At 73.8% G+C, this 25,997-nt stretch carries 23 protein-coding genes and 2 pseudogenes; 11 read left to right on the forward strand and 14 right to left on the reverse strand.

What is annotated here, in order from left to right:
- Positions 1–512 precede the first annotated feature (512 nt).
- A complete protein-coding gene (locus tag ACFVZH_RS05260; RefSeq protein WP_384893401.1) occupies positions 513–1,547 on the forward strand; it encodes a helix-turn-helix domain-containing protein in 1,035 nt (344 codons plus the stop codon).
- Here ACFVZH_RS05260 and ACFVZH_RS05265 read toward each other — a convergent pair.
- On the reverse strand, positions 1,517–2,674 hold the full coding sequence (locus ACFVZH_RS05265; RefSeq protein ID WP_384893403.1) for an alkaline phosphatase PhoX: 1,158 nt from the start codon (positions 2,672–2,674) through the stop codon (positions 1,517–1,519). The two genes, ACFVZH_RS05260 and ACFVZH_RS05265, sit on opposite strands and share 31 nt — an antisense overlap.
- 180 nt (positions 2,675–2,854) lie before the next feature.
- Here ACFVZH_RS05265 and ACFVZH_RS05270 point away from each other — a divergent pair, with 180 nt between their 5' ends.
- The gene (locus tag ACFVZH_RS05270; protein ID WP_384893405.1) at positions 2,855–3,304 is read left to right on the forward strand and encodes a group III truncated hemoglobin; all 450 of its coding nucleotides are present in this window, start codon (positions 2,855–2,857) and stop codon (positions 3,302–3,304) included.
- A gap of 112 nt (positions 3,305–3,416) precedes the next feature.
- The gene (locus ACFVZH_RS05275) at positions 3,417–3,830 is read left to right on the forward strand and encodes a VOC family protein (RefSeq protein WP_384893407.1); all 414 of its coding nucleotides are present in this window, start codon (positions 3,417–3,419) and stop codon (positions 3,828–3,830) included.
- A 15-nt stretch (positions 3,831–3,845) separates the two neighbouring features.
- On the opposite strand, the gene ACFVZH_RS05280 is transcribed toward ACFVZH_RS05275, so the two are convergent.
- The 6 genes from ACFVZH_RS05280 to ACFVZH_RS05305 all read right to left on the reverse strand — a co-directional run bounded on the left by ACFVZH_RS05280 (position 3,846) and on the right by ACFVZH_RS05305 (position 10,908).
- Positions 3,846–4,607 carry an SDR family NAD(P)-dependent oxidoreductase gene (locus tag ACFVZH_RS05280; protein ID WP_384893409.1) on the reverse strand — a complete coding sequence of 254 codons (762 nt, stop codon included), beginning with the start codon at positions 4,605–4,607 and terminating at the stop codon, positions 3,846–3,848.
- Between the two features lie 23 nt (positions 4,608–4,630).
- Positions 4,631–6,082, reverse strand: a complete 1,452-nt coding sequence (locus ACFVZH_RS05285) for an MFS transporter (RefSeq protein ID WP_384893411.1) — start codon at positions 6,080–6,082, stop codon at positions 4,631–4,633.
- Positions 6,083–6,164: 82 nt separating this feature from the next.
- Positions 6,165–6,749, reverse strand: coding sequence for a TetR/AcrR family transcriptional regulator (locus ACFVZH_RS05290; RefSeq protein ID WP_384893413.1), 585 nt, complete (start codon positions 6,747–6,749; stop codon positions 6,165–6,167).
- A 37-nt stretch (positions 6,750–6,786) separates the two neighbouring features.
- Entirely contained in the window at positions 6,787–7,140 is a 354-nt protein-coding gene (gene nirD / locus ACFVZH_RS05295) for a nitrite reductase small subunit NirD (RefSeq protein ID WP_384893414.1), read from the reverse strand.
- Positions 7,137–9,698 carry a nitrite reductase large subunit NirB gene (nirB, locus tag ACFVZH_RS05300; RefSeq protein ID WP_384893416.1) on the reverse strand — a complete coding sequence of 854 codons (2,562 nt, stop codon included), beginning with the start codon at positions 9,696–9,698 and terminating at the stop codon, positions 7,137–7,139. The genes nirD and nirB overlap by 4 nt, the downstream gene beginning before the upstream one ends.
- Position 9,699: 1 nt before the next feature.
- Positions 9,700–10,908, reverse strand: a complete 1,209-nt coding sequence (locus tag ACFVZH_RS05305) for an NAD(P)/FAD-dependent oxidoreductase (RefSeq protein ID WP_384893418.1) — start codon at positions 10,906–10,908, stop codon at positions 9,700–9,702.
- 329 nt (positions 10,909–11,237) lie between these two features.
- Between ACFVZH_RS05305 and ACFVZH_RS05310 the strand changes: the two genes are divergently transcribed.
- Genes ACFVZH_RS05310 through ACFVZH_RS05320 form a run of 3 tightly spaced genes read left to right on the forward strand, consistent with a single transcriptional unit; the run spans position 11,238 to position 13,552 of the window.
- On the forward strand, positions 11,238–12,545 hold the full coding sequence (locus ACFVZH_RS05310) for a ferric reductase-like transmembrane domain-containing protein (RefSeq protein ID WP_384893657.1): 1,308 nt from the start codon (positions 11,238–11,240) through the stop codon (positions 12,543–12,545).
- Positions 12,538–12,729, forward strand: coding sequence for a hypothetical protein (locus ACFVZH_RS05315; RefSeq protein WP_384893420.1), 192 nt, complete (start codon positions 12,538–12,540; stop codon positions 12,727–12,729). Before ACFVZH_RS05310 ends, ACFVZH_RS05315 begins: the two co-directional genes overlap by 8 nt.
- 37 nt (positions 12,730–12,766) lie before the next feature.
- The gene (locus tag ACFVZH_RS05320) at positions 12,767–13,552 is read left to right on the forward strand and encodes a sulfite exporter TauE/SafE family protein (RefSeq protein ID WP_384893422.1); all 786 of its coding nucleotides are present in this window, start codon (positions 12,767–12,769) and stop codon (positions 13,550–13,552) included.
- Between the two features lie 12 nt (positions 13,553–13,564).
- On the opposite strand, the gene ACFVZH_RS05325 is transcribed toward ACFVZH_RS05320, so the two are convergent.
- From ACFVZH_RS05325 to ACFVZH_RS05345, 5 genes are all read right to left on the reverse strand, one after another.
- Positions 13,565–14,182, reverse strand: a complete 618-nt coding sequence (locus tag ACFVZH_RS05325) for a class F sortase (RefSeq protein WP_384893424.1) — start codon at positions 14,180–14,182, stop codon at positions 13,565–13,567.
- Positions 14,183–14,279: 97 nt separating this feature from the next.
- The gene (locus tag ACFVZH_RS05330) at positions 14,280–14,792 is read right to left on the reverse strand and encodes a hypothetical protein (RefSeq protein WP_384893426.1); all 513 of its coding nucleotides are present in this window, start codon (positions 14,790–14,792) and stop codon (positions 14,280–14,282) included.
- A gap of 347 nt (positions 14,793–15,139) precedes the next feature.
- A complete protein-coding gene (locus ACFVZH_RS05335; RefSeq protein WP_384893428.1) occupies positions 15,140–15,547 on the reverse strand; it encodes a hypothetical protein in 408 nt (135 codons plus the stop codon).
- Positions 15,544–17,253 (reverse strand): right-handed parallel beta-helix repeat-containing protein, encoded by a 1,710-nt coding sequence (locus tag ACFVZH_RS05340; protein ID WP_384893430.1) that lies wholly within the window; start codon positions 17,251–17,253, stop codon positions 15,544–15,546. The genes ACFVZH_RS05335 and ACFVZH_RS05340 overlap by 4 nt, the downstream gene beginning before the upstream one ends.
- A gap of 31 nt (positions 17,254–17,284) precedes the next feature.
- Positions 17,285–18,046: an aminotransferase class IV gene (locus ACFVZH_RS05345; protein ID WP_384893432.1), complete on the reverse strand. Its 762-nt coding sequence runs from the start codon at positions 18,044–18,046 to the stop codon at positions 17,285–17,287.
- 92 nt (positions 18,047–18,138) lie between these two features.
- Between ACFVZH_RS05345 and ACFVZH_RS05350 the strand changes: the two genes are divergently transcribed.
- The 5 genes and pseudogenes from ACFVZH_RS05350 to ACFVZH_RS05370 all read left to right on the forward strand — a co-directional run.
- Complete coding sequence (locus tag ACFVZH_RS05350; RefSeq protein WP_384893434.1) at positions 18,139–18,753, forward strand: NADPH-dependent FMN reductase; 615 nt, start codon at positions 18,139–18,141, stop codon at positions 18,751–18,753.
- Positions 18,754–18,765: 12 nt separating this feature from the next.
- Entirely contained in the window at positions 18,766–20,499 is a 1,734-nt protein-coding gene (locus ACFVZH_RS05355) for an ABC transporter ATP-binding protein (protein ID WP_384893436.1), read from the forward strand.
- The gene (locus ACFVZH_RS05360) at positions 20,496–22,370 is read left to right on the forward strand and encodes an ABC transporter ATP-binding protein (RefSeq protein ID WP_384893438.1); all 1,875 of its coding nucleotides are present in this window, start codon (positions 20,496–20,498) and stop codon (positions 22,368–22,370) included. The genes ACFVZH_RS05355 and ACFVZH_RS05360 overlap by 4 nt, the downstream gene beginning before the upstream one ends.
- A pseudogene (gene cutA, locus ACFVZH_RS05365) lies at positions 22,367–22,675 on the forward strand (divalent-cation tolerance protein CutA); the annotation flags it as partial. The gene ACFVZH_RS05360 and the pseudogene cutA, both read left to right, overlap by 4 nt.
- Positions 22,676–22,777: 102 nt before the next feature.
- Positions 22,778–23,086 (forward strand): annotated as a pseudogene (locus ACFVZH_RS05370) (gamma-glutamylcyclotransferase family protein); the annotation flags it as partial.
- On the opposite strand, the gene ACFVZH_RS05375 reads toward ACFVZH_RS05370, so the two are convergent.
- Positions 23,073–25,178, reverse strand: a complete 2,106-nt coding sequence (locus ACFVZH_RS05375) for a molybdopterin oxidoreductase family protein (RefSeq protein ID WP_384893440.1) — start codon at positions 25,176–25,178, stop codon at positions 23,073–23,075. The pseudogene ACFVZH_RS05370 and the gene ACFVZH_RS05375 overlap by 14 nt on opposite strands.
- A gap of 45 nt (positions 25,179–25,223) precedes the next feature.
- Positions 25,224–25,964, reverse strand: a complete 741-nt coding sequence (locus ACFVZH_RS05380; RefSeq protein WP_384893442.1) for a vancomycin high temperature exclusion protein — start codon at positions 25,962–25,964, stop codon at positions 25,224–25,226.
- Between the last annotated feature and the right edge of the window lie 33 nt (positions 25,965–25,997).

Consider the following 25,997-nt stretch of genomic DNA (forward strand, 5'->3'; position numbering starts at 1 on the left):
GGACCACCGGACCACCGGGGCCGCCGTCGGTCATCTTTCGACCCTCACCGGCGGGCGGCGGCCCCGGAATCACAGAGACGGGACGGACACCTTTGTGCAGAGGTGTCCGTCCCGTCGTCTTTCGTCCCGCTCATTTCGCGCGGTCGTCGATCGGATGTGAGTTCCTGTTCAATTGCGGCTGATTGAATTATTCGCTATTGAACTTTTCTGTTCCTCGCCGCAAAGAGCGGTTCGGGCGCGACCTCCGGATCCCCACCCGGAGGCCGCGCCCTTTACCGATGCCGGGCAGGTGAGCCGCAACCTCGCCGACCGCCGCCAGACGCGCAAAGCCCCCCACGGTCTTCGCCACGTCACCTCGGTCCTGAAGGTTTCCTGCCCGACCCGCACAGCTTTTCGTTTCCGCCCGATTGCCGCGATGCTTTTCAACTGTGGCTGAAACACCCTGGTAACGTGCTGTGATGCTGTGCATACTCGTTGTCGGGGGTGGTTGCGAGTGCACAGGTGGGGACGTCATGCTGCGGATTCATTTCACCGGAAACGACTTGGCGGGGGTGCGGACCGCTGCCCGGCCGGATGTTCTGTGGGAAACGATTCTCAGCTTTCACCGTTTAAGGGACCGGCGCGGACCCGTGGTCTACGGGGAATGGCGCTCGGAAACCCGGATGCGGCTCGGCGGTGAGACCCGCCTGCTGGCCGCGCTCGTGCCCAGCCGCGGCTATTTTCCCGACTTCCTGACGCCCGCGGAGGGCGTCCACGGGCTCGAAGAGGGCCTCCAGGCGATCCGCGCGACCGGCACCGGCCGGCTCCGCGGAGAGCTGTCGCTGCTCGCCGCCGACCGCTCCGGCGGCCGTACGGTGCCCCACTCGCTGCGCGCCCTCGCCGACGGCGGCGCGGAGCCCTTCGACCGGCTCGTGGGGGCCCTGCGCAGTTACCACCGGGCCGCCGTCGAGCCGTACTGGCCGCACATCCGGGCCCGGGTCGAGGCCGACCGCGCCCGGCGCGGCCGCGCCCTGCTCGACGGCGGGGCGGACGAACTCCTGGCCTCGCTGCCGCCGATGCTGCGCTGGCGCGCGCCCGTCCTGGAGGCCGACTACCCGGTCGACCGGGACGTCCACCTCGACGGGCGGGGGCTGCTGCTCCAGCCCTCGTACTTCTGCCGGGGGACCCCGGTCGTGCTGCGCGACCCCGCGCTGCCGCCGGTCCTGGTCTACCCCGTCACACACGGCGAGGCGCCGACCGTCCGCTCGCCGGGCGGCTCCTCGCTGGCCAAGCTGGTCGGCCAGACCCGCTCGGCGGTCCTGCACGCCATCGGCGACGGCGGGACGACGAGCGAGCTCGCCCGCCGGGCCGGGGTGTCCCTGGCCTCGGCGAGCCAGCACGCGGGCGTCCTGCGGGAGGCCGGGCTCATCGCGACCCTCCGCAACGGCAACGCGGTCCTGCACACCCTGACGCCGTTGGGCGCCGCCCTGCTCGGCGGCGCCCAACGGACGGTGGACCTGCGCTGCTACACGCGCGACTACGCGCGGAACGGGCCGGTCACCTCGTAGGTGATACCGCCCGACGAGCTGCCGCTCGTGCCGCGCTGGCTGGAGAAGTACAGCCGCGTGCCGTCGGGGGAGAAGGCCGGTCCGGTGATCTCGGAGCCGGACTGGCCGGTGATCCGCAGGAACGGCGCGACGATGTCGTCCGGGGTGATCAGGCAGATCTCCATGTTGCCGCCGTCCTCCGCGACGAACAGGTCGCCGGAGGACGTGCCCGTGATGTTGTCGACGCCGGTGAGCGGGGCGCCGCCGCCGGAGACCAGCGAGTCGTCGTACGCCAGCTCGTACGTGCCGGCCGCCAGGTCGACCTGCCAGACCCGGTTGTCGCCCTTGGTGGTGAACCAGACGGTGTCGTTCGCGTAGTAGCAGCCCTCGCCGCCGTTGAAGCGCTTGGCGCCGGAGACCTGGTTGCGGGTGACGGTCGGGGAGCCGTCGGGGTCCGGGACGTTCTGCCAGGTGAAGGTGCCGGAGGTGGCGGTGGACGCCTTGAAGACCTGGAGGGTGCCGGAGGAGAGGTTGCCCCAGGTGGTGGGGATGAAGCGGTAGAAGCAGCCGTCCGTCTCGTCCTCGGTCAGGTAGATCACCTGGCGCACCGGGTCGGCCGCCGCCGCCTCGTGCTTGAACCTGCCCATCGCGTCCCGGCGGGTCGCGGTGCCGCCCCAGGGGTTCGTCTCGTAGACGTAGCCGAGGGACACCTCCTCGCAGGACAGCCAGGTGTTCCACGGGGTCTTGCCGCCGGCGCAGTTCTGCCGGGTGCCGGAGAGGATGCGGTACGCGCCGGTGATCGTGCCCGCCGCGTCGAACTTCACCGCACTGGCGCCGCCGCTCGGGTTGATCTCCGAGTTGGAGACGTAGATCCAGCCGGTGCCGTCGGCGAAGCAGGCGCCGCCGTCGGGGGCGTTGTGCCAGGCGTACGAGGTGCCGGTCACGGTCTGGCCGGACCGGGCGATCACCCGGCTGGTGAACCCGGCCGGCAGCTGGATGCCGTTCGCGTCCGCCGCGCCGAGCGCCCCGTAGGGGCCGGCTCCGGGCTGGGCCGGGGCGGCGAACGCCGCTCCGTGCCACAGGCTGCCGCCGAAGGCGGCGACCGACGTGCCGATGACCGCTCCACGCAGGAAACTGCGTCGCTCCACGTCTCACTCCTGAGAAGGGTGGTGAACCGCCCCGCCATGCCGGTCGGCGACGGGGTCGCGCGCTTCCGCAACCTAGGAGTTCGGCGTTGACAGTGCATCAACAAGCGGTGAAGGGGAGGCGGCGGGGCCGGGGACCTTCGGCACTTGGGGGAGGAGGGGGCCGGTGGGCAGACTGGGGGCATGCGTGCCACCCGGGACATCAGCGACCGTCACGACCTCGACGTGCTGCTGCGGCGCTTCTACGGCGCCGCCTTCGCCGATCCGCTGATCGGGCCCTTCTTCACCGAGATCGCCGGGACCGACCTGGAGGTCCACCTGCCGCGCATCGCCGACTTCTGGGAGCGGGCCCTCTTCCGTACCGCCGACTACGCCCGGGACGCCTTCGCGCCGCACGCCGCCCTCCACACCGCCCGGCCGCTCACCGCCGCCCACTTCGGCCGGTGGGTGCAGCTCTGGCACGCGAGCGTCGACGGACTGCACGCGGGGCAGCGGGCCGAGCGGGCCAAGGCGCAGGGCGAGCGGATCGCGCTGGCGATGCTGCGGCGGCTGGCCGGCCCCGGGACGGCCACCGGAGGCACGGGCGGCGGGTTCGTACCCCTGGCGGCCCTGGAGCTGCGCTCCGCGGCCTGAGCGAAAAGAATCCTCGGGAGAGCGATGAGTTCCGGGCGCGACGCCCGTCCTACCTCTCGAAAGCGCCGGAACGCACCGAGCGGACCGGCCGACCGAAGGAAGAGAGCGCATCATGGCCCCGCAGATGATCTTCGTGAACCTGCCCGTCAAGGACGTCGACGCGAGCAAGTCCTTCTTCGAGAAGCTCGGCTACTCCTCCAACCCGCAGTTCAGCGACGCCACCACCGCCTGTGTGGTCTTCAGCGACACGATCTTCGCGATGCTCCTGGAGGAGCCCAAGTTCACGTCCTTCATGGCGCGCGGCAAGGAGATCGCCGACGCGACCCGGTCCACCGAGGTCCTCGTCACGCTGAGCGCCGAGAGCCGTGCGAAGGTCGACGAGCTGGCGGACGCCGCGCTCGCGGCCGGCGGCACCCCGGCGAAGGACCCGATGGACCTCGGCCACATGTACGGCCGGTCCTTCGCCGACCTGGACGGCCACCACTGGGAGATCTTCTGGATGGACCCGGCGGCCGTCCAGGGCTGAGCCCCGGAGCCGTCCTCAGGCCGAGACGCCGCCGTCGATCACCAGGTCCGTGCCGACGGCGGAGGCCGCGTCGTCCGAGGCGAGGTACAGCACCGCCGCCGCCACCTCCGCGGCGGACGAGATGCGGCCGAGCGGCGACTGCTCCTTCATGCGGACCTCCCGCTCGGCCTCGGACTCGCCGGGCAGCAGCGACATCGTGGACTCCGAGGCGCCGGGGCTGACCGCGTTGATCCGTACCCCGTCGGCGATGTGGTCCAGGGCCGCGGCCCGGGTGAGCGCCGAGACGGCCGCCTTGGAGACCTGGTAGCCGAAGACCCCCGGGATCCGGACGTGCGGGCCCAGGTTGGACGCGATGTTCACGATCGCCCCGCCGCCGTGCGCCCGCATGTGCGCCACCTCGGCCTGGAGGGCGTGCAGGACCCCGGTGACGTTGGTGTCGAGCAGCGTGTGCCAGTCCTCCAGCGGGAAGTCGGCGGCGCTGTGACCGCCCCGGAAGACCCCGGCGTTGTTCACGGCGACGTCCAGGCCGCCGAAGAGCCCGACCGTGCGGCGGACCAGCTCCCGGGTCGACGCGGCGCTCGCCACGTCGGCGGTGACCGCGGCCGCGGTGCCCCCGGCGGCCTCGACGAGGGCGACCGTCGCGTCGAGCGGCTCGGCGGTGCGGCCGGCGACGACGACCTTCGCGCCCTCGGCGGCGAAGGCCAGCGCGATGGCCCGGCCGAGTCCGGAACCGGCGCCGGTGACGAGGACGGTGCGGTCGGTGAAGCGTGCGGACATGAGTGACTCCCCTGTGGTGGTGCTCAGTCGGAACGGGTCGGGTGGGTGCGGACGGTGCCGGTGTGGCCGGTGTCGGCGCGGTGCGGGGTGGAGCGGTTCGTGGGGGCGCGGTGCGGGGCGGCGGTGAGGGCGGCCAGGGCGGCGAAGAGGAGGGCCGAGGCCGCCAGCGACACCGCGTCGCCGCCGAGGGTGAGCAGGGCGGCGAAGACCACCGTCGGCCCGAGCTCCATCGCCGTGTTCAGGACGCCGCCCGCGAGCCCCGCGCGGTGCGCCGGGACGCCGTCGGTGGCGAGGACGGCGGCGCCCGCGAAGGACAGCGCGCCGCCGGCGGGCAGCAGGAGCAGGCCGGGCAGCAGCCCGTACGCGTACGGGACGGAGGTCTCGAAGCCGGTCGCGGCGAGCAGCCCCAGCCCGGCGGCGGCCGTGCCGAGCCCGGCGCCGGTCACCCGCCCGGGGCCGTACCGCCCGATCAGCGGGCCCGCGAGCCGGCCCGCGCCGAGCAGCGCGACGGCGAAGGGCACGAAGGCGGCGGAGGTGACCAGGGCCGACCAGCCGCGCTGCTGCTGGAGGGCGAGGGAGAGCAGGACGAAGACCGTGGCCGTGCCGGCCGCCGTGAGTCCGATCGCCGTGAGGCCCAGGGCGCGGCGGCCGTCGCGCAGGAAGTCCGGGGGAAGGAGCGGGTCGGCGGCCCGCCGCTCGACGGCCGCGAAGCCGGCGAGCAGGGCGAGTCCGGCCAGGAGGGGGACGAGGACCGGGGCGGACCCCCAGGGGTGGGCGTCGGTGAGGACGAGCCCGTAACTGGCGAGCGTGATCCCGGCGGTGGCGAGGAGCGCGCCGGGCAGGTCCAGGGACCGCCCGGCGCCCGGCGGGGTGGCGGGCAGCAGCCGGGGTGCGAGGAGCAGGGCGGCGAGGGTCACGGCGACGGGTACGGCGAAGGTGCCGCGCCAGGACGTGGCGGCCGCGATGACCCCGGAGAGGAGGTTCCCGGCGGTGGCGCCGAGCACGGAGAGGCCGCCCCAGGTGGCCATCGCCCGCCCGTACGCGGCCGGTTCGGGCAGCAGTGTCCGCAGGACCGCCATCGCGGCCGGGGCGACGAGCGCCGCGCCGGCGCCCTGGCCGAACCGGGCGGCGAGCAGCGCCTCGTACCCGGGGGCGAGCGGGGCCGCGGCGGACGCGGCGCCGAAGACCAGGAGGCCGGCGGTGAGGGTCCGGCGGCCGCCGAAGCGGTCGGCGAGCCGCCCGCCGAGGAGCAGCAGCCCGGCGAAGGTCAGTCCGTAGGCGGCGCTGAGCAGGATCAGTTCGGCGCGGTCGAGCCGGAACTCCGCGCCGATGCGGGGCAGCGGCACGGCGAGGGAGGCGAGGGTGAAGATGAGCGTCATCTGCACGCCGCCGAGCAGCGGGAACCCGGCGCGGCCGGGCCTGCGGGGCGTGGCCCCCGTGGCCCCCGGGGCCTGCTGTGCCTCCGTCGTCGTCATGCCCGTACCCCCTCCATTTGAACTTGACCGTACATTCCATTATGTGGCCGAAGAAAAGGCGCCCGCCATGGGCGCCCGTTCCTCAGTCCAGCAGTCCCAATGCCTGCTCCGCCGCGTCCCCGACCCGGCCCGGGTCGCTCGACGCCTTGCCGACCACCCGGATGCCCTGCATCAGGACGAGCAGCATCCGCGCCAGGGCCCGCGGGTCGCGGTCGGTCGGCAGCTCGCCCCCGGCGCGGGCCCGGGTGAGCGCCGCGTACAGGAGCGTCTCGATCTGCTCCCAGCTCAGCTCCACCCGGCGGGCCACCGCCGCGTCGTGCGGGCCCAGTTCCGCCGCCGAGTTGGTGACGAAACAGCCGTTCAGGCGCTCCCCGTCGGTCGCCGCCTCGGCGGCGAAACGGCGGACGAGCGCCCGGACGGCCGGCAGGGCCGGGCCCGGGGCGGACAGTTCCTCGACGATCCGCGGGTCCCGCGTCTCCAGGTAGCGGTCCATCGCCCGCAGGTACAGCTCGTGCTTGTTCCCGAAGGTCGCGTAGATGCTCGCGCGGCCGATCCCGAGGTGCTCCACGAGGTCCGACATCGTCGTCGCCTCGTAGCCGCGCGCCCAGAACAGCTCAAGGGCTGCCTGGAGCGCGGCGTCCGGATCGAATTCCTTGGTCCTGGCCACGGAAAGACCGTACGGCTATCTGGAACGATCGGTCAAGTCAGGCCGTGCGCACCGGGTAGACCGCCACCGCGACCTCGTCGTCGTCCAGGCAGCGGCCCGTCTCCAGGTCGAAACGCTGCTTCAGAAGCGGCGAGGCCACGAACGGCCGCCCGTCCGCCGAGCCCACCAGTCCCCGGGCGAGCACCTGCGCCCCCGTGAACGGGTCGCGGTTGTCGATCGCGTACGCCCGCCCGGCCCGGTCGCGGAAGACCGCCGCCTGCCGTCCGTCCGGCAGGAGCGCCGCCATGCCCCGGCCCGGGGTCAGCCGGGCCTCCTCGCAGACCGTCATCCACGCGTCGGGGGAGGGGGAGAGTTCGAGCATGGTCGTGGGGAGTTCGGTGAGAGTCGTCATCGGGAGGAGGCCCCTTCCAGCGTGCTGATCGTCGGTCCGAGCGTCAGGACCGTGAGGTCCGGCTTGATCTGGTCGCGCTCCGGCACGAACCGGACCGAGGGGTCCGGCGCGTCCGGGGCGTTCACGAAGGAGACGAAGCGGCGCAGCCGGTCCGGGTCGTCCAGGGTCTGCGCCCACTCGTCCTGGTAGTCGTCGACGTGGGCGGCCATCAGCCCCTCCAGCTCCTCGCAGAGCCCCAGCGAGTCGTGCACCACCACGTCCTTGAGGTGGTCGAGCCCGCCCTCCAGGCGCTCCAGCCAGGTCGACGTCCGCTCCAGGCGGTCCGCCGTCCGGATGTAGAACATCAGGAACCGGTCGATGAGCCGGACCAGTTCGGCGTCCGAAAGGTCCTGGGCGAGCAGGTCCGCGTGGCGCGGGGTCGCGCCGCCGTTCCCGCCGACGTACAGGTTCCAGCCGTTCGCCGTCGCGATGACGCCGAAGTCCTTCGACTGGGCCTCCGCGCACTCGCGGGCGCAGCCCGAGACCGCCGACTTGAGCTTGTGCGGGGAGCGCAGGCCCCGGTAGCGCAGCTCCAGCTGGATCGCCATCTTCACCGAGTCCTGGACGCCGTACCGGCACCAGGTCTGCCCGACGCAGGACTTCACCGTCCGCAGCGACTTGCCGTACGCGTGCCCCGACTCGAAGCCCGCGTCCACCAGCCGCGTCCAGATCGAGGGCAGCTGGTCCACCCGCGCGCCGAAGAGGTCGATCCGCTGACCGCCGGTGATCTTCGTGTAGAGGCCGAAGTCCCGGGCCACCTCGCCGATCACGATCAGCTTCTCCGGGGTGATCTCACCGCCCGGGATGCGCGGCACCACCGAGTAGGAGCCGTTGCGCTGCATGTTCGCGAGGAAGTGGTCGTTGGTGTCCTGGAGGGACGCCTGCTCGCCGTCCAGGATGTAGCCGCCGATGCCGAGGAGCGGGGCAAGGGAGGCCAGGATCGAGCCGACGGTCGGCTTGCAGACCTCGCAGCCCTCCCCGCCCTTCGCCTCGTCCCGCCCGTGCGAGTCGAGCAGCTCCGCGAAGGAGGCCACCCGCAGGGTGCGGGCGATCTCGTACAGCTCGCTGCGGGTGTACGAGAAGCAGCCGCAGAGCCCCTTGTCCTTGGCCGCCGGCAGCAGCTTCTCGATCACCTTCACGCAACTGCCGCAGCCCGTACCGGCCTTGGTGCACTTCTTCACCTCGGGCAGCGAGGAGCACTGGCCGATCGCGTGCTTCGTGACGTTGTGGCAGGAGCAGATCACCGCGTCGTCCGGCAGCGCCGACGGGCCGAGCGCCACCGCCGCCCCCGCGCCCGCCGGGAGCACCAGCTGCTCGGCGGAGACGGGCGGCACCGTGCCGGTGAGCGGGCGGAGCAGCCCGTACTGCTCGGCGTCGCCGACCAGAACACCGCCCAGCAGCACTCCGTCGCCGGAGATCACCAGCTTCTTGTAGACGCCCGAGCGGGAGTCCGAGTACACGACGTCCAGGCAGCCCTCGGCCGTGCCGTGCGCGTCGCCGAACGAGGCCACGTCCACGCCGAGCAGCTTCAGCTTGGTCGACATGTCGGCGCCCGTGAAACCGCCGCCGGCCTCGTCGGCCAGCGCCGCGGCCGCCGTCTGCGCCATCTCGTACCCCGGCGCCACCAGACCGTAGACCCGGCCGTCGGAGGCGAGCGCGCACTCGCCGATCGCGAAGACCGCCGGGTCGGAGGTCCGGCACTGCTCGTCCACCGCGATGCCGCCGCGCTCGCCGACCGTCAGGCCGCAGTCGCGGGCCAGCTGGTCCCGGGGCCGCACGCCCGCCGAGAACACCACCATGTCCGCGGCCAGTTCGGACCCGTCCGAGAGCCTCATCCCCGTCACGGCGCCGTCGGCCGTCACGACCTCCTGCGTGCCCGTCCCCGTGTGGACGCTCAGGCCCATCCGCTCGATCGTACGGAGCAGGGCCGCGCCGCCGCCCTCGTCGACCTGCACCGGCATCAGCCGGGGCGCGAACTCCACGACGTGCGTCTCGAGACCGAGCCCCTTGAGCGCGCCCGCCGCCTCCAGGCCGAGCAGACCGCCGCCGACGACCGCGCCGGTCTTCGCCGTCTTCGCGTACTCCTCGATCGCCAGCAGGTCCTCGATCGTGCGGTAGACGAAACAGCCGCGGGCGTCCTTGCCGGGCACCGGCGGGACGAACGGGTAGGAGCCGGTCGCCAGGACGAGCGAGTCGTACGCGAAGACCCGCCCGGAGCGGGCGGTGACGGTACGGGCCTCCCGGTCCACCGACTCGGCCGGATCGCCGACGTACAGCTCGATGCCGTGCTTCTCCATGAAGCCGGCCTCGACCATCGACAGGTCGTCGGGCGTCTTGCCCGAGAAGTACGAGGTCAGCTGTACGCGGTCGTAGGCCGGGCGCGGCTCCTCGCAGAGGACCACGATCCGGGCCCGCTCGGTGACGCCACGGTCGGCGAGCGCCTCCAGGAACCGCTGGCCGACCATTCCGTGGCCGACCAGGACGATCGTCGGGGTGTGCGCGGTCATGTCAGCGGTCATCTCAGGAGCCTCCGTCGTGGGTGAGCAGGTGGAGCAGGGGGGCGTCGGGAAGGGCTTCGTCGCCCTCCCACGCCTGGGCGAGCGAGCCGACCGCGGCCAGATCGCCGAGGAGGACGCCCCCGACGAGCCGGTCACCGCGGACGACGACCTTGCGGTAGGCACTGCGCGTGGCATCGGTCAGCTGGACGACGTCGTCGCCCGGCCGGGCCGTGACCTCGCCGAACGCGGCGAGGTCCAGCGGCGTGGCGCCGCCGAGGGTGAGACGGGTCAGGGCGCGGGTCCCGGCGTAGCCCGCGCGGGGGTGGGCGGGGACGGCGGCCGCCTCCGCCAGCAGCACCTCCGCCAGCACATCGGCCTGGTCGAGCGCCGGTCCGGCGAGCCCGTAGGTCCGGCCGCCGTGCTCGGCGCAGTCGCCGATCGCGTGGATGAACGGGTCGGAGGTCCGCAGCTCGTCGTCGACCACGATGCCGCCGGCGACGTCGAGCCCCGCCTCGCGGGCCAGGGCCACCCGGGGGCGCACCCCGCAGGCCAGGACGAGGACCTGGGCGTCGAGCACGAAGCCGTCGGCGAGTTCGACCGCCGTGACCGCCCCGCCCCGCTGCCGCAGTCCGCTCACCCGACACTCCGTGTGCACCTCGACCCCGAGGGACTCGACGTGCTCCCGCAGCAGGGCCGACGCCTGCGCGTCGAGCTGGCGCTCCATCAGCCGCTCGCCCTGCTGGGTGAGGACCACCTCCGCGCCGAGCGCGGCGAGCGCCCGCGCCGCCGAGACCCCGAGGAGCCCGCCGCCGATGACCACCGCCCGCACTCCGGGCCGGACCACGGAGCGCAGCTCCAGGCAGTCGTCGAGCGTACGGAAGGGGTGGACGCCCTCCGGCAGCGCCGCCCCGCGCAGACCGCGCAGCGGCGGCAGCACCGGGTTGGAGCCGGTGGCCAGGACCAGCCGGTCGTAGCCGACGAGCGAGCCGTCCGCGCACTCGACGGTCCGCGCCGCACGGTCGATCCGCACCGCCCGCACCCCGAGCCGGGCCGGCTCGCGGGCCTCGGGCAGCGCGATCACCTCGGGGGCGTACCGCCCGGCGAGGACGTCGGCGAGCAGCACCCTGTTGTACGGTGCGTGCGACTCCTCGCCGAGGAGGGTGACGGGCAGGCGCTGGGCGAGCCGGGCGCCCGCCGTTCCGCCCCCGACCACCACGATCCGTGTACTCATACCCGGAAGAGTGCGCGGCCGGTGTTACCCGACGGCATCCCGACTGTTTCCCGTACGGAACGCTGATCTCCGCCCCCGGCCCGGAGCGCTGTGAGGGACCGGGAGGGTTAACCGGCGGTCAGCCTCGGCTCAAGCCCGCCTTAAGGATCCGGGAGACCGGACTGAGCTGCGGATTCCCGTATACGGGCGGACCTAGGGTGCCGCGTGTGACCACCGAGGCCAGCCACCACCCCCTCTACGTACCCCTGCGCACCGAGCCGTCCCCCGCGCCGGCCGCCGCCCCGGTACCCGCGCCGATACCCGTACCGGCGCCGGTACCCGTACCGGCGCTGCGGCTCGCCCCCGAGCGGCTGCGGGACACGATCGCCGCCGGCGCGGGCGCCGTCGCCCTCCTCTGGGGCGTCCAGGCCCGGCCGTCCGCCCGGCTCGACGCGCTCTTCGCGACCGGCGCCCACCTCACCGGCCTCCTCGCCGGCTACGGCGTCCTCGTCCTCCTCCTGCTCATGGCCCGGGTCCCGGCCGTCGAGCACGGCGTCGGCGCCGACCGGCTCTCCCGCTGGCACGCCCGCGGCGGCCGGTACGTCCTCGGCCTGATCGGCGCCCACGCGGTCCTCGCCCTCTGCGGCTACGCCGTCCACACCGGTACCGACCTCGTCACCGCCACCGGCGGCCTCCTCTCCTACGGGGCGATCGCCGCCGCCACCGCCGGCACCGGCCTCTTCGTCGCCGTCGGCGTCACCTCCGCCCGGGCCGTACGGAGCCGGGTCGGGCACGAGACCTGGCGGGCGGTCCACCTCGGCGCCCTCCTCGCCGCCGCCCTCGGCTTCGTCCACCAGCTCGCGGGACCCGACCTCGCCGGCGGCCTCCTCACCCGCTGGCTCTGGTCGATGGCCCACGCCACCGTCGCCGTCCTCCTCCTCTGGTACCGGCTCGTCGTCCCTGTACGGGCCGCCCTCCGCCACGGACTGCGGGTCGTCGAGGTCCGCGACGAAGGACCCGGCGTCGTCTCCGTCCTCGTCCGGGGCAGGGGAGTGGCCCGGCTGTGCGCCGAACCCGGCCAGTTCTTCCGCTGGCGCTTCCTGCGGCGCGGCCTCTGGGCGACCGCCCTGCCCTTCTCGCTCTCCGCGCCCGTCCGCGACGACACCCTGCGGATCACCGTCAAGGCGCTCGGCGACCACACCCGCCGCATCCGCCGGCTCCGCCCCGGCACCCGCGTCCTGGCCGCCGGCCCGTTCGGCGCGCTCACCGCCCACCGCCGCACCCGCCGCAAGGTCCTGCTGCTCGCCGGCGGCGTCGGCATCACCCCGCTGCGCGCCCTCTTCGAGACCCTGCCGGGCGGGCCCGGCGACATCACCCTCCTCTACCGGGCCTCCGACGCGGCCGGCGTCGTCCTGCGCACCGAACTGGAGACCATCGCCCGCGAACGGCAGGCCGCCCTGCATTTCCTGCTCGGGCCCTCGGACGGCGCCTTCGACCCCCTCGCGCCCCGCGCGCTGCGCCATCTCCTACCGGACCTCGCCGCCCACGACGTGTACCTGTGCGGCCCGCCGCCGATGGCCCGCGCCGCGACCGACTCCCTGATCCGGGCCGGGGTGCCGGCCTCCCGCATCCACAGCGAGGACTTCGACCATGCCTAGACACGGCGCACCGCGCGTCTCCACGGTCCAGCGGGCCCGGCGGCGGCTCGCGGCCGGGCTCCTCGGCGCGGGGGCGCTCGCCGCGACCCTCGTCACGGCCTCCGTCGCCCCCGCGGCGCCCCCGGCGCCCGACCGGGAGCCGGGCACCGCAACCTCTGAGCTAGCTCAACGATCAGGAGATTGATGGACGGGCCAACGATCCTCTCCCTAGGCTCACGGCCATGCCCGAGATATCGCTGACCACCCTTGTCCTGCTCTGCCTCGCCGCGCTCGTGGCGGGCTGGATCGACGCCGTGGTGGGCGGCGGCGGGCTGCTCCAGCTGCCCGCCCTGCTGCTCGGCCTTCCGCACGTCCAGGCCGCGCACATCCTCGGCACCAACAAGGCCGTCTCCATCGTGGGCACCACCGGGGCCGCCGTCACCTACCTCCGCAAGGCGCCCGTCCAGGTGGGGACGGCGGTGCGGATCGGACTCGCGGCGCTCGTCGGCTCCATGTGCGGCGCGTTCTTCGCGGCCGGCATCAGCAGCGAGGTGCTGCGCCCGGTGATCATGGTGGTGCTGCTCGCGGTCGCGGCGTTCGTGATGCTGCGGCCGTCCTTCGGCGTGAAGCCCGAGGGGGAGGACCGGGCGCCGCTGACCCGGGCCAGGATCGTCACCGCGATCGTGGTCGTCGGCGGCGGCATCGGGTTCTACGACGGCCTGTTCGGGCCCGGCACCGGGACCTTCCTCGTCCTCGCGCTCACCGCCGTGCTCCACCTGGACCTGGTGACGGCCTCCGCCACCTCCAAGATCGTCAACGTCTGCACCAACGCGGGCGCGCTCGCCATGTTCGCCTACCAGGGCAGCGTGTACTGGCAGCTCGCCGCCGTCATGGCGGTCTTCAACCTGGCGGGCGGCATGCTCGGGGCCCGGATGGCGCTGAGCAAGGGCGCCGAGTTCGTCCGCGGGGTCCTGCTCGTCGTGGTCCTCTCGCTGGTCGCGAAGCTCGCCTTCGACCAGTGGGCGTGACGCGGCGGGCGGCTAGCGCACCCCGATGAGATGGCCGAAGGCGACCACGTTCCCCTGGTAGCCGTTCTTCTTCGAGAAGCCGCCGCCGCAGGTGATCACCCGGATCTCGGCGCGGTCCGCCTCGTCGTACACCTTGCGGTCCGGGAAGTCCTCGTTGCCGTAGACCTCGACCGCGTCGACCGTGAAGACGGCGGTACGGCCGTCCTGCCGGTCCACCTCGATCCGGTGGCCCTTCCTCAGCGCGCCCAGCGTGTAGAACACGGCGGGGCCGTCGGCGTTGTCGACGTGGCCCGCGACGATCGCGGTGCCCTTCGCGCCGGGCGTCGTGCCCGCCTCGTACCAGCCGGCCATGTTCCGGTTCCCGGCCGGCGGGACGTCGAGGGCGCCGTTCGCGTCCAGCCCGAGCCCCATCAGCGGGGTGTCCACGTCGGTCTCCGGGATGCGCAGCCGGACCGGCGCCGACGGCGGCAGCGGATCGGCGGCCGCGTCGGTGTGCACGCTCGGCCCGGCGGCGAACGCCTGGGCGGCCGACGGTACGGGCGGGGTGACGTGCTCCGAGCCGTTCTGGACGAGCCAGAGTCCGACGCAGGCGGCCGCGGCTATGCCCCAGCCCTTGGTCCTGTTGCTCACCTGGTTTCCTTCGCAGTCCCGTGCGTCGTGCCACGTGTGACCCCGCCCCCGCCGGGCCGTGTTCGGGCGCCCGGCGGGGGCGGGAAAGGCGGTGCTCTCAGTGCCCCCGCGCGCCGCTCGCCCGGCGGCGCAGGAGCAGGACACCGCCGACGGCAGCCGCGGCCAGCACCGCCGCGCCCGCCGTGACCTGGGCGGTGTCGGGGCCCACACTGCCCCCGACACCGGTCTGTACATGCCCGCTCGGGCCCCGGTGCTTGACGATCAGATCGCCTCGCGCCGTCCGGCCGTTGTCGCAGGCCACGCTGATCCAGTACGAACCGGCCTTGACGTGTCCCGGCACCGTGAACTGCCCGACCACGACCTCCTTGTGCGTGCTCGGATTCAGCTGGAACTCGCCCGCGCCGAGCGAGTTCGCGTCGCCGACCCCGTGCCCGTGCTTGCCGCACGCGAGGGTGTTGACGGTGACGGTGGACCCCGGCTCGGCGGTCGACGGGAAGATCTCCAGCGGTTCGGAGTTCTCGTTGTTCGCGTACGCCCCCGGGGCGGCGAACGCCCCGAGCGCGACGACCGTCAGCGCGGTACCGGTGAACAGACGGGCAGTGGTGCGCATAGGGGATCCTCCGGGGCGCGCGTACGGTCATGCCGGACGGTCCTCCCGGGAGGGACTTCCCGGCGAACGGACCTTCTGTGACCGAGATAAAGGCCGCGCCACGCCCGGCGCCTCCTGAGGGGGCATCAGGATTGCGCCGTCCGATACGGTGTGTCGACTGGATTCCCGTCGTTTCCGCAGGTCAGAGCGGGTTGTATCGCGTCAGTTGACGCCCCGTGCCGAACGGGTGACCGGGGCCCCGCCGACCGGCCGGGGCCGAGCCCTGCCCGACCCGGTGACCTGCCCGATCCCGTGACCTGCTCGAATCCGTCGCCCGCCCGATCCCGTGGTCTGCCTGCCCCCGTGGCCTACCCGATCCCGGTCAGGCCGCCGATCGCCGCCAGGGCCCACTCCTGCGTCCCCGCCGCCGTACCGGCCACGACCCCCGTCGCGACCGGGGCGAGCGCGCCCCGCAGCGTGGTGAGCGCCCGGCGCAGCCTGCCCTCCTCGACGGGCTCCTCCCCGGTGATCGCGGCCAGGACCTCCTCGGCCGCCTCCTGGGTGTCCTGGCGGTCCCGCTCGGCGAGACCGGCCCGGGGGAGCTGCCGGAGGAGTTCGTTCACCCGCTCGGCGACCGTCTCGTACCCCGGCGCGACCGTGCCGTTGCTCTGCTGGTTCTGGGTGACGGTCTCGTTGTTCCAGGCGAACTGGGAGTGGGAGACGGCGCCGTGGAAGACCGGTCCGTCGGGGCGGGGGGTGTCCTGCGACTCGTTCATCGGGCGGGATCGTCTCCTTCGGTCTGCTGCTGGTTCTGGGTGACGGTCTCGTTGTTCCAGGCGAACTGGGCGCCGTGGACCTCCGCGTGGAACACCGGGCCGTCGTAGTGGTGGACGACGGTCGGCGCCGGCGCGGCCGGCGCCGCCTTGCGGACGACGGGGAGCGAGGTCCGCAGCGCGTGCAGGTCGACATGGCCGTTGTGCACGACCGCCCGGCCCTCGGTGCCGTTCACGGAGCAGTCCGCGAAGCGCCCGCTGGCGCCTTCGCAGAAGACGGCCCCGGCGACGGCGCAGTCGGTGAAATCGCTCTGCTCGACATCCAGGTACGCGGAGTCCTTGCCGGAGACGCCGACCCCTTCGGAGCCGGTGACGGACAGGTTCCTGGCGAGGAGCCTTCCGTTCCCCATCCCGCCGACCCCGCCGCTGCTCACGGTCCTGACCTGGCAGTCGTACACGAACAGCTGGGCCTCCTCGGTCACGCCGAAGCCGACCGTGCCCCGCTCCGCCGTCACGCGTCTGAGCGTGACCCGGCTCTGCCCGGCGGCGGTCACCGCGGGCAGGCGGAAGTCGCGGAACGTCGTGTCGGCGAGGTCGGCCGTGGTGCCGGCGTCGCCCCGGGTGTCCAGGCCGGTCGGGCAGCGCTCCACGCGGATGTCCTCGAACACGCCCCTGGCCCCGTCCCAGACACGGAGCGCGCTGTTCGTCAGGTCCTCGACCACGATGCGGGTGAAGCGGCCCCGGGCGCCCCCGGCGACGGCGATGCCGACGTTGCCTCCCGTGATCCGGCAGCCGTGCGCCTCCGGCGCGCCGCCGTCGGTCGAGAACACCGCGATGTTCCCCGAGTTCAGGACCTGGCAGTCCTCGAACCGGCCCCTGGCCTCCGTCTGGACGTTGATGCCGGTGTCGCGGCAGTCGGCGAGGACGCAGTCGCGCACCACCGGGTCCGCCCCGCTCGCCGCGGCGATCCCGTGCCGCGCGTCGGTGACGCGCGTGCCGGTGACGGAGCCCCGGGACTGCTCGATGAACATGACCCCCTCCGCGTGCACGGCGGTGATCGCGCAGTCCGTCACGGTGAGGAGCGCCCGGGCGTCCGCCATGAGGGCCGACCTCCCGGTGCCGGTCACCTCGCAGCCGGTGACCTCGGCGTGCGCGCCGCTGACGCGCAGGCCGTGGATCCGGCTGCCCTCGATCCGGCTGCCCCGGACCGAGACGCGGGCCCCTGCCAGTACGGCGATCGCGTTGTCCGCGGCATCGGTGAACCGGCACCGCTCGACGAGCCCCGTGCCTCCGGTGAAGACGGTCCGGCCGTGCGCGATCACGCTGTCCCGCAGGATGACGGAGGTGTGCGGCCCGGCGTGCACGGCGGCACCGCCCTGCGCGCGGACCTCGGTGCGCTCCAGGGTCAGCGTGCCCCCGTGGCAGCCGACGACGTCCGCGTCGCCGCCGATCAGGGTGAGCCCGTGGACCCGGACCTGCCCGGAGGCGTCCAGGACACCGCCCTGCGGCCGGCCGACCACGACGGAGCCGGGGCCCCCGGTGGCGACCAGCTGCACCTCGCCCCGGACGGTGAGCGCCTCCTCGTACCGGCCGGGCGCGATCTCGATCAGGGCCGGCCGGCCCCGGGCCGCCGCCGCGCGGAGCGCCGAGGTGATGTCGGGGTGGGCGCGGCGGCCGCCGTGCGGCGAGACGGTGTACCTCGTGACCATCGTGTGGATCCCCCCGGTCCCGCTCGTCGTTCTACAGCTCGTCCCACTCGACGGAGTCGTACGCCGAGTACACCCGCCCCATCAGCTCCTCGTCCACCGCGTACGCGACCTCGTCGATCGCCGTGACGGGCGCGATGGAACGGGAGTTGGTGACGAACGCGGCCCGGTATCCCGGGAGGTCGGCCAGGGTGACGGGGCGGCGGACCGACGCCAGCCGGGGCGCCAGGAGGCCCATGGTGATGCCTTCGAGGCAGGGGGCGGACGGCCAGACCAGGGAAGTCCCGTCCCAGAAGGCGATGTTGGTGACGGCGCCCTCGGCGATCTCGCCGTACGGGGAGGTCAGCACGGCCTCGTCGAAGCCGGCGCGCACGGCGGCCTCGCGGTGGTAGCTCTGGCCGAAGCCGCCCAGGTGCTTGATGTGCGGTGCCGGGCGCCAGTACTCGGCGGCGGTCAGCCGCTGCGGGGCGCCGGGGCCGTCCGGGGCGGGCGGGGCGACGGTCACCGCGACGCGGACGCCCGGGTACACGTACACCCGCAGCGAGGCGTCCCGCTGCCCGGCCGTCTCCAGGGCGCCGGCGGCCAGGGCACGGACCCGCTTGCCCGCCAGCTCCCGGCCGAAGAGCTCGCGGGTGGAGCGGTCGAGGCGGGCGAGGTGCAGGTCGAGTCCCTTCACCCGGCCGTCCCGTACCTGCATGGCCGTGAAGTGGCCGAAGCCGGTCATGACGGCGGCCAGCAGCTCCGGGTCGGTCGCCGGGGCGCCGTCGATCTCGATGTGCGGGGGCGGAGTCGTCATGCGTTCACCGTACGTCCCGGAAAAGGGTCTTGGGGAAGTGCCCGGAGGCGGCGCTTGACCTCAACCAAACTTGAGGTACCACGATCATCCGCATGGACCTCACCCACACCACCGCGCCCGCCGCCGCCCCGGCCCCCCTGGCCCTCGCCCTGATCGTCGCGAGCGACCGCGAAGGCCGCTTCGGGCCCGTCGTCGCCGACTGGTTCCGCTCCCGGCTCGCCGAACGGGAGGACTTCACCGTGACCGTCGTCGACCTCGCCGAGGTCGACCTCCCGACCTCCCTCTCCCACGACCCGTCCCCGGCCGTCCGCGCCGAACTCGCCAAGGTCTCCCCGCTCCTGGACGGCGCCGACGCCTTCGTCGTCCTCACCCCCGAGTACAACCACTCCTTCCCCGCCTCCCTCAAGAACATCGTCGACCGGCACTACACCGAATGGCAGGCCAAGCCCGTCGGCTTCGTCTCCTACGGCGGCATCTCCGGCGGACTGCGGGCCGTCGAGCAACTCCGCCAGGTCTTCGCCGAGATGCACGCCGTGACCGTCCGCGACACCGTCTCCTTCCACCACGCCCACGGCCAGTTCGACGAGGACGGCCGCCACCGGGACCCCGCCGCCGCCGAGGGCGCGGCCAAGGCCCTCCTCGACCAGCTCGGCTGGTGGGGGCGCGCCCTCAAGGAAGCCAAGTCCGTCCGCCCGTACGGCTCGTGAGGACACGCCACCATGCTGCTGCGGCTCCTCGTCCCCCGCCTCAGGCCCTACGGCCCCCTCCTCGCCCTGCTCGTCGCCCTCCAGCTCGTCCAGTCCCTGGCCTCGCTCGCCCTGCCCACCCTCAACGCCGGCGTCATCGACCAGGGCGTCCTGCGCGGGGACACCGGCCGGGTCCTCACCGGCGGCGCCGCGATGACCGCCGTCACCCTCCTCCAGGCGGTGGCGGCCGCGGCCGCCACCTACACCGGAGCCAGGATCGCCATGGGCGTCGCCCGCGACCTGCGGTCCGAGGTCTTCCGCCGGGTCCAGGACTTCTCCGCCCGGGAGCGGGGCCGCTTCGGCGCCGCCTCCCTCATCACCCGCACCACCAACGACGTCCAGCAGATCCAGACGTTCACCGTCCTCGCCCTGACGATGCTGGTCGCCGCACCGCTGCTGTGCGTCGGCGGGATCGTCATGGCCCTGCGCCAGGACGTGCCGCTCGCCCTCGTCCTGCTCCTCTTCGTGCCCGTGATGACGGGGGCGGTCGGCGCCGTCGTCCTGCGGATGCGCCCCCTCTTCCGCGGCATGCAGCAACGCGTCGACCGCGCCAACCGGGTGCTGCGCGAGCAGATCACCGGCGTCCGCGTGGTCCGCGCCTTCGTCCGCGACCGGCACGAGCGGGAACGCTTCGCCGCCGCCAACGACGAGCTGTTCTCCGTCGGCCTCCGGGCCGGCCGGCTCCAGGCCCTGATGTTCCCCACGGTGCTCGTCGTCTGGCAGCTCACCACCGTCGCCCTCGTGTACGTCGGCGCCCACCGCATCGACTCCGGCGACCTCCAGCCCGGCGGGCTCTTCGCCTTCCTCGGCTACCTCCTCCAGACCTCGATGTCCGTGATGATGGTCCTCTTCCTCCTGATGCACATGCCGCGGGCCGAGGCCGGGGCCGAACGCGTCCGCGAGGTCCTCGGCACCCGTCCCTCCGTCGCCCCGCCCGCACGCCCCGTCCGCGTCCTCCACGGCGACGGCAGGCTGGACGTCGACGGCGTGGCCTTCCGGTATCCGGGTGCGGAGGAACCGGTCCTCACCGACGTCGCCCTGGTCGCCCGCCCCGGCGAGACCACGGCCGTCATCGGCTCCACCGGCAGCGGCAAGTCGACCCTCCTCGGACTCGTCCCCCGCCTCTTCGACGCCACCGGCGGCACAGTCCTCGTCGACGGCGTCGACGTCCGCGAACTCGACCCCCGACTCATGGCCAGAACCGTCGGCCTCGTCCCCCAGAAGCCCTACCTCTTCTCCGGAACCGTCGCCACCAACCTCCGCTACGGCAAACCCGACGCCACCGACGACGAACTCTGGCACGCCCTCGAAGTCGCCCAGGCCGCCGACTTCGTACGACAGCTCGACGACGGGCTCGACGCACCCGTCTCCCAGGGCGGCACCAACCTGTCCGGCGGCCAGCGGCAACGGATCGCCATCGCCCGCGTCCTCGTCGCCCGCCCCCGCCTCTACCTCTTCGACGACTCCTTCTCCGCCCTCGACCCGCGGACGGACGCCCTGCTCCGCGCCGCCCTCCGCGAGGAGACGGCCGACGCGACCGTGGTGATCGTCGCCCAGCGCGTCTCCACCATCCGGCACGCCGACCACATCGTCGTCCTCGACCGGGGCCGGACCGTCGGCACCGGTACCCACACGTCCCTCATGCGGGACAACGCCACCTACCGGGAGATCGTCCTCTCCCAGCTCACCGAGGAGGAAGCCGCATGAGCACGGCGACCGCGCCCCGCGCCACCGGCGCCGCCACCGCTCCCGCCCGCACCGGCCCCCCGCCCCAGCGCGGCCCCGGCCTCACCACCCCCTCCCTCGAACGCTCCCTCTCGTTCCGCTCCTCCGGCCTCCGCCTGCTGCGCACCCTCACCCCCGACCGGGCGCGGCTGCTCGCCGTCCTCGCCGCGGGCGCCGCCGCCGTCTCCCTCTCCGTCCTCGGCCCCCTCCTCCTCGGCCGCGCCACCGACCTCGTCGTCACCGGGGCCACCGGCCCCGCCGGCGTCGACTTCGCGGCCGTCGGCCGGATCCTCGCCCTCTCCGTCGCCGTCGTCACCGGCTCGTCCGCCCTCACCTGGGTCCAGCTGCGGATCGCCACCACCGTCGTCCAGCGGGCCGGGCACCGGCTCCGCGAACAGGCCCAGCACAAACTGGCGAAGCTGCCCCTCACCTACCTCGACGGGCAGCCGCGCGGCGAGGTCCTCTCCCGCACCACCAACGACATCGACAACATCACCCAGACCCTCCAGCAGGCATTCAGCCAGATGACGCGCGCCCTGCTCACCCTGGTCGGCGTCCTCGTGATGATGTTCTGGATCTCCCCGGTCCTCGCCCTCGTCGCCCTCGCCACCGTGCCCGTCTCGGTCGCCGTCGCCGCCCTCATCGGCCGCCGCGCGCAGCCGCAGTTCGTGCGGCAGTGGGCCGTCACCGGCCGGCTCGGCAGCCACGTCGAGGAGATGATCACCGGTCACACCGAGGTCGTCGCCTTCGGCCGCCGCGACGAGGCCGTACGCCGCTTCGACGAGCTCGGCGAGGAGCTGTACCGGGCGAGCTTCCGCGCCCAGTTCGTCTCCGGCTTCATCCAGCCCGCCCTGACCCTCGCCGGCAACCTCACCTACGTCGCCGTCGCCGTCGTCGGCGGACTGCGGGTGGCGAGCGGCACCCTGACCGTCGGCGACGTGCAGGCGTTCATCCAGTACTCGTACGACTTCAACGGCCCCGTCACCCAGGTCGCCGCCATGGCCAACCTCCTCCAGTCCGGCGTGGCCTCCGCCGAGCGGGTCTTCGACCTCCTCGACGCGGAGGAGGAGTCCCCGGAGCCGGCGGAGCCCGTCCGGCCCGCCGAACTCCGCGGCCGGGTCTCCTTCGAGAAGGTCGCCTTCCGCTACGAGGACGGCAAGCCGCTCATCGAGGACCTGTCGCTCACCGTCGAACCCGGCCGGACCGTCGCCATCGTCGGCCCCACCGGCGCCGGCAAGACGACGCTGGTCAACCTCCTCATGCGGTTCCACGAGGTGACGGGCGGCCGGATCACCCTCGACGGCGTCGACACCGCCGCGATGACCCGCGAGGAGCTGCGCTCCGCCACCGGCATGGTCCTCCAGGACACCTGGCTCTTCGGCGGCACCATCGCCGACAACATCGCCTACGGAGTGCCCGGCGAGGTCTCCCGGGAGCGGATCGTCGAGGCCGCGCGGGCCGCGCACGCCGACCGGTTCGTCCGCACCCTGCCCGACGGCTACGACACCGTCCTCGACGAGGACGGCGGCGGCCTCAGCGCCGGCGAGAAGCAGCTGGTCACCCTCGCCCGCGCCTTCCTCTCCGACCCGGTGATCCTCGTCCTCGACGAGGCCACCAGCTCCGTCGACACCCGCACCGAGCTCCTCGTCCAGCAGGCCATGGCCTCGCTGCGCGCGGGCCGCACCAGCTTCGTCGTCGCCCACCGGCTCTCCACGATCCGGGACGCCGACACCATCCTGGTGATGGAGAGCGGCTCGATCGCCGAACAGGGCACCCACGAGGAACTCCTCGCCGCCCAGGGCGCCTACGCCCGGCTGCACGCCGCCCAGTTCGCCCGTACGGTGGAGACGTGATCGTCACCGTCCGCACCACCACCGACGCGCGCGCCAAGGCCGACGCCCTGGCGCGCGGCGCCGTCGAGGCCCGGGTCGCCGCCTGTGCGCAGATCTCGGGGCCCGTCACCTCCGTCTACCACTGGCAGCACGCGATCGAGACCGCCGAGGAGTGGCAGGTGGAGTTCAAGACCACCGAGGCCCGCTACCCGGCCCTGGAGGCCCACCTCCTCGCCGCCCACGACTACGAGACGCCGGAGGTCCTCGCCACCCGGGTGACCCGCGTCAGCGAGGGCTACGCCCGCTGGGTCGAGGACGAGACCGCGGCGGCCCAGGAGATCGCGGGCCCGGCGGACGACGAGCTGCCGTTCTTCGTGTACGGCACGCTGCGCCCCGGCGCGTACAACCACGACCGGTTCCTCGCCGGCCGGATCGGCACCGAGGCGGACGCCGTGCTGCACGGGGCGGTCCTGCACGACGGGCCCGGCTATCCGTACGTCGTCCCGGCGGACGGGGGCCGCGTAGTCGGCACCCTGCTCACCCCCGCGCCCGGCTCCTACGGCGAACTCTTCGGCCTCCTCGACCGCCTTGAGCTGCCCGTCGGCTACGAGCGGGTGGCGAAGGACGTGGTCCGGGTACGGGACGGGGCGCTGGTGTCCGCGTGGGTGTTCCTGGCGGCGCCGGACGCGCCCCTCGGCCCGGTCATCGAGAGCGGCGACTGGTTCAGTCGGCCGTAGCGTCCCCCGGGGCGACCGGCTCCAGACGCACCGCGCACACCTTGAACTCGGGCATCCGCGAGACCGGGTCCAGCGCCGGGTTCACCAGCGTGTTCGCCCGGCCCTCGCCCGCCCAGTGGAACGGCATGAAGACGGTGTCCTGCCGGATCGCCGCCGTGATCCGGGCCGGCGCGACGGCCCGGCCGCGCCGCGAGACCACCGCGAGCCGCTCGCCCTCGGCCACCCCGAGCCGCTCCGCGAGCCGCGGGTGGAGCTCCACGAAGGGACCCGGCGCCGCCGCGTTCAGCTCGTCGACCCGCCGGGTCTGCGCGCCCGACTGGTACTGCGACACCACCCGGCCGGTGGTCAGCACCACCGGGTAGTCGGCGTCCGTCTCCTCGGCCGCCGCCCGCTGCACCACCGGCACGAACCGGGCCCGCCCGTCGGGAGTCGCGAACCGGTCCAGGAAGAGCCGGGGGCTGCCCGCGTGGCCGTCGTCCGGGCAGGGCCAGAAGACGCCCTGCTCCTCCTCGATCCGGCGGTAGCTGATGCCCGCGTAGTCGGCGGGGCCGCCCGCCGAGGCGCGGCGCAGCTCGTCGAAGACCTCCTCCGGGTCGGCCGGGAAGCCCTTCTCCCAGCCGAGCAGCCCGGCCAGCGCGTGCAGCACCTCCAGATCGCTGCGCACCCCCTCCGGCGGGGTGAGGGCGCGGCGGCGCAGCAGCACCCGGCCCTCCAGGTTCGTCATGGTGCCGGTCTCCTCCGCCCACTGGGTCACGGGCAGGACGACATCGGCGAGTGCGGCGGTCTCGGAGAGCACCACGTCGGCGACGGCGAGGAAGTCGAGCGACCGCAGCCGCCCCTCGACGTGCGCGGCGTGCGGCGCGGAGACCACCGGGTTGGAGCCCATGAGCAGCAGCGCCTTCACCTCGCCGCCGAGCGCGTCGAGGAGCTCGTACGCGCTCCGCCCCGGCCCCGGCAGCGATTCCGGCGGGACGCCCCAGACCCCGGCGACGTGCGCGCGTGCGGCCGGGTCGTCGAGCTTGCGGTAGCCGGGCAGCTGGTCGGCCTTCTGGCCGTGCTCGCGGCCGCCCTGGCCGTTGCCCTGGCCGGTGAGGCAGCCGTAGCCGCTGAGCGGCCGGCCGGCCCGGCCGGTGGCCAGGCAGAGGTTGATCCAGGCGCCGACGGTGTCGGTGCCCTTGGACTGCTGCTCGGGGCCGCGCGCGGTCAGCACCATGGCGTTCTCGGCGTCGCAGAACATCGCGACCGCCTCGCGCAGCTGCGGCACGGACACCCCGGTGATCCGTTCGACCTGCTCGGGCCAGTGCGCCATCGCCCCGGCGCGGGCCGCCGCCCAGCCGTCGGTGCGCTCCTCGACGAACTCCTCGTCCACCCGGCCCTCCGCCACCACGAGGTGGAGCATGCCGAGGGCGAGCGCCAGGTCGGTGCCGGGGCGCGGGGCGAGGTGCAGGTCGGCCTGTTCGGCGGTGCGGGTGCGGCGCGGGTCGACGACGATCAGCTTGCCGCCGTTCTCCCTCAGTTCGGTGAGGTAGCGCAGGGCGGGCGGCATGGTCTCGGCGAGGTTGGAGCCGACGAGGATCACACAGCCGGTCTTCGGGATGTCCTCCAGGGGGAAGGGCAGTCCCCGGTCGAGGCCGAAGGCCCGCTGGTGCGCGGCGGCCGCGGACGACATGCAGAAGCGGCCGTTGTAGTCGATCTGCGAGGTGGCGAGGACGAGCCGGGCGAACTTGCCCAGCGTGTACGCCTTCTCGTTGGTGAGACCGCCGCCGCCGAAGACCCCCACGGCATCGGGACCGTGGTCGGCGCGGGTCCGGCGCAGCCCGTCGGCGACGGCGGCGAGCGCCTCCTCCCAGGTCGCGGGCCGCAGGGCCCCCGTGTCAGGGCATCGGACCAGGGGCTCGGTGAGCCTGACCCGGGAGGAGAGTACGGAGGGGGCGGTGCGGCCCTTGCCGCACAGCGCGCCCCGGTTGACGGGGAACTCGGTCCGCTCGACCACCTCGGCGGGCAGCTCCGGGTTGCCGGTGGGGCGGAGCGACATGCCGCACTGCAGGGCGCAGTAGGGGCAGTGGGTGGGGACCGTGGTGGCGTCGGACATGCGGCCAGCATGCGTCCGGCGTGTTACGCCGGGCCGCGCCGCGTATTACGGGCGCGGTGCTCTCCGCTCCGTTCGCGGCCGGTCGCGAGGTGAGGCCGGCGCCCCGGCCCCGGCCGAGGCCAGCGCCTCCGTGACGCCCCTCTCCGCCGGGCCCAGGAAGTGCGGGTCGGGGCGCAGACCCGCGTCGAGGGCCGCCTTGCCCGCCGCGAAGAGCTCCCGGGTGGTGCCGAAGTACCAGGTGCGGTCGTGGGGTTCGGCGACCCCGACGCCGTACGCGTCGACGCCCGCCCGGCCGCACAGCGCGACGGCCCGCTTGATGTGGAAGTCCTGGGTGACGAGGACGGCCCGGTCCACGCCGAAGACCTTCCGCGCCCGGACGCAGGAGTCCCAGGTGTCGAAGCCCGCGTAGTCGCTGACGATCCGGCCGTCCGGCACCCCGCGGGCGGTGAGGTAGGCGCGCATCGCGCTCGGCTCGTCGTATGCGGTCCTGCTGTTGTCCCCGGTGACGAGCAGGACCCGCACCTTGCCCGTCCGGTACAGCTCGGCGGCCGTGTCGAGCCGGTGCGCGAGGTACGGGGTGGGGCGTCCCTTCCACAGGCCGGCGCCGAAGACGACGGCGACGTCCCGGGCGGGCACGTCGGCGGTGGTACGGAGCTTCCCGGCGGCGGCGGTGTGCATCCAGGTGACGGGCAGGAGCGCGAGGACGGCGCCCAGCATCACGGCCTGGACGGTGCGGCGGCGGGCCCGGGTGGTGCGGGGGATCAGCCGGGTGAGCCGTGCCGGCATGCGGGGCCTCCGTGGGATGCGGATCGGTGAGGG

The organism is Streptomyces sp. NPDC059534 (assembly GCF_042743475.1).
Taxonomy (GTDB): domain Bacteria; phylum Actinomycetota; class Actinomycetes; order Streptomycetales; family Streptomycetaceae; genus Streptomyces.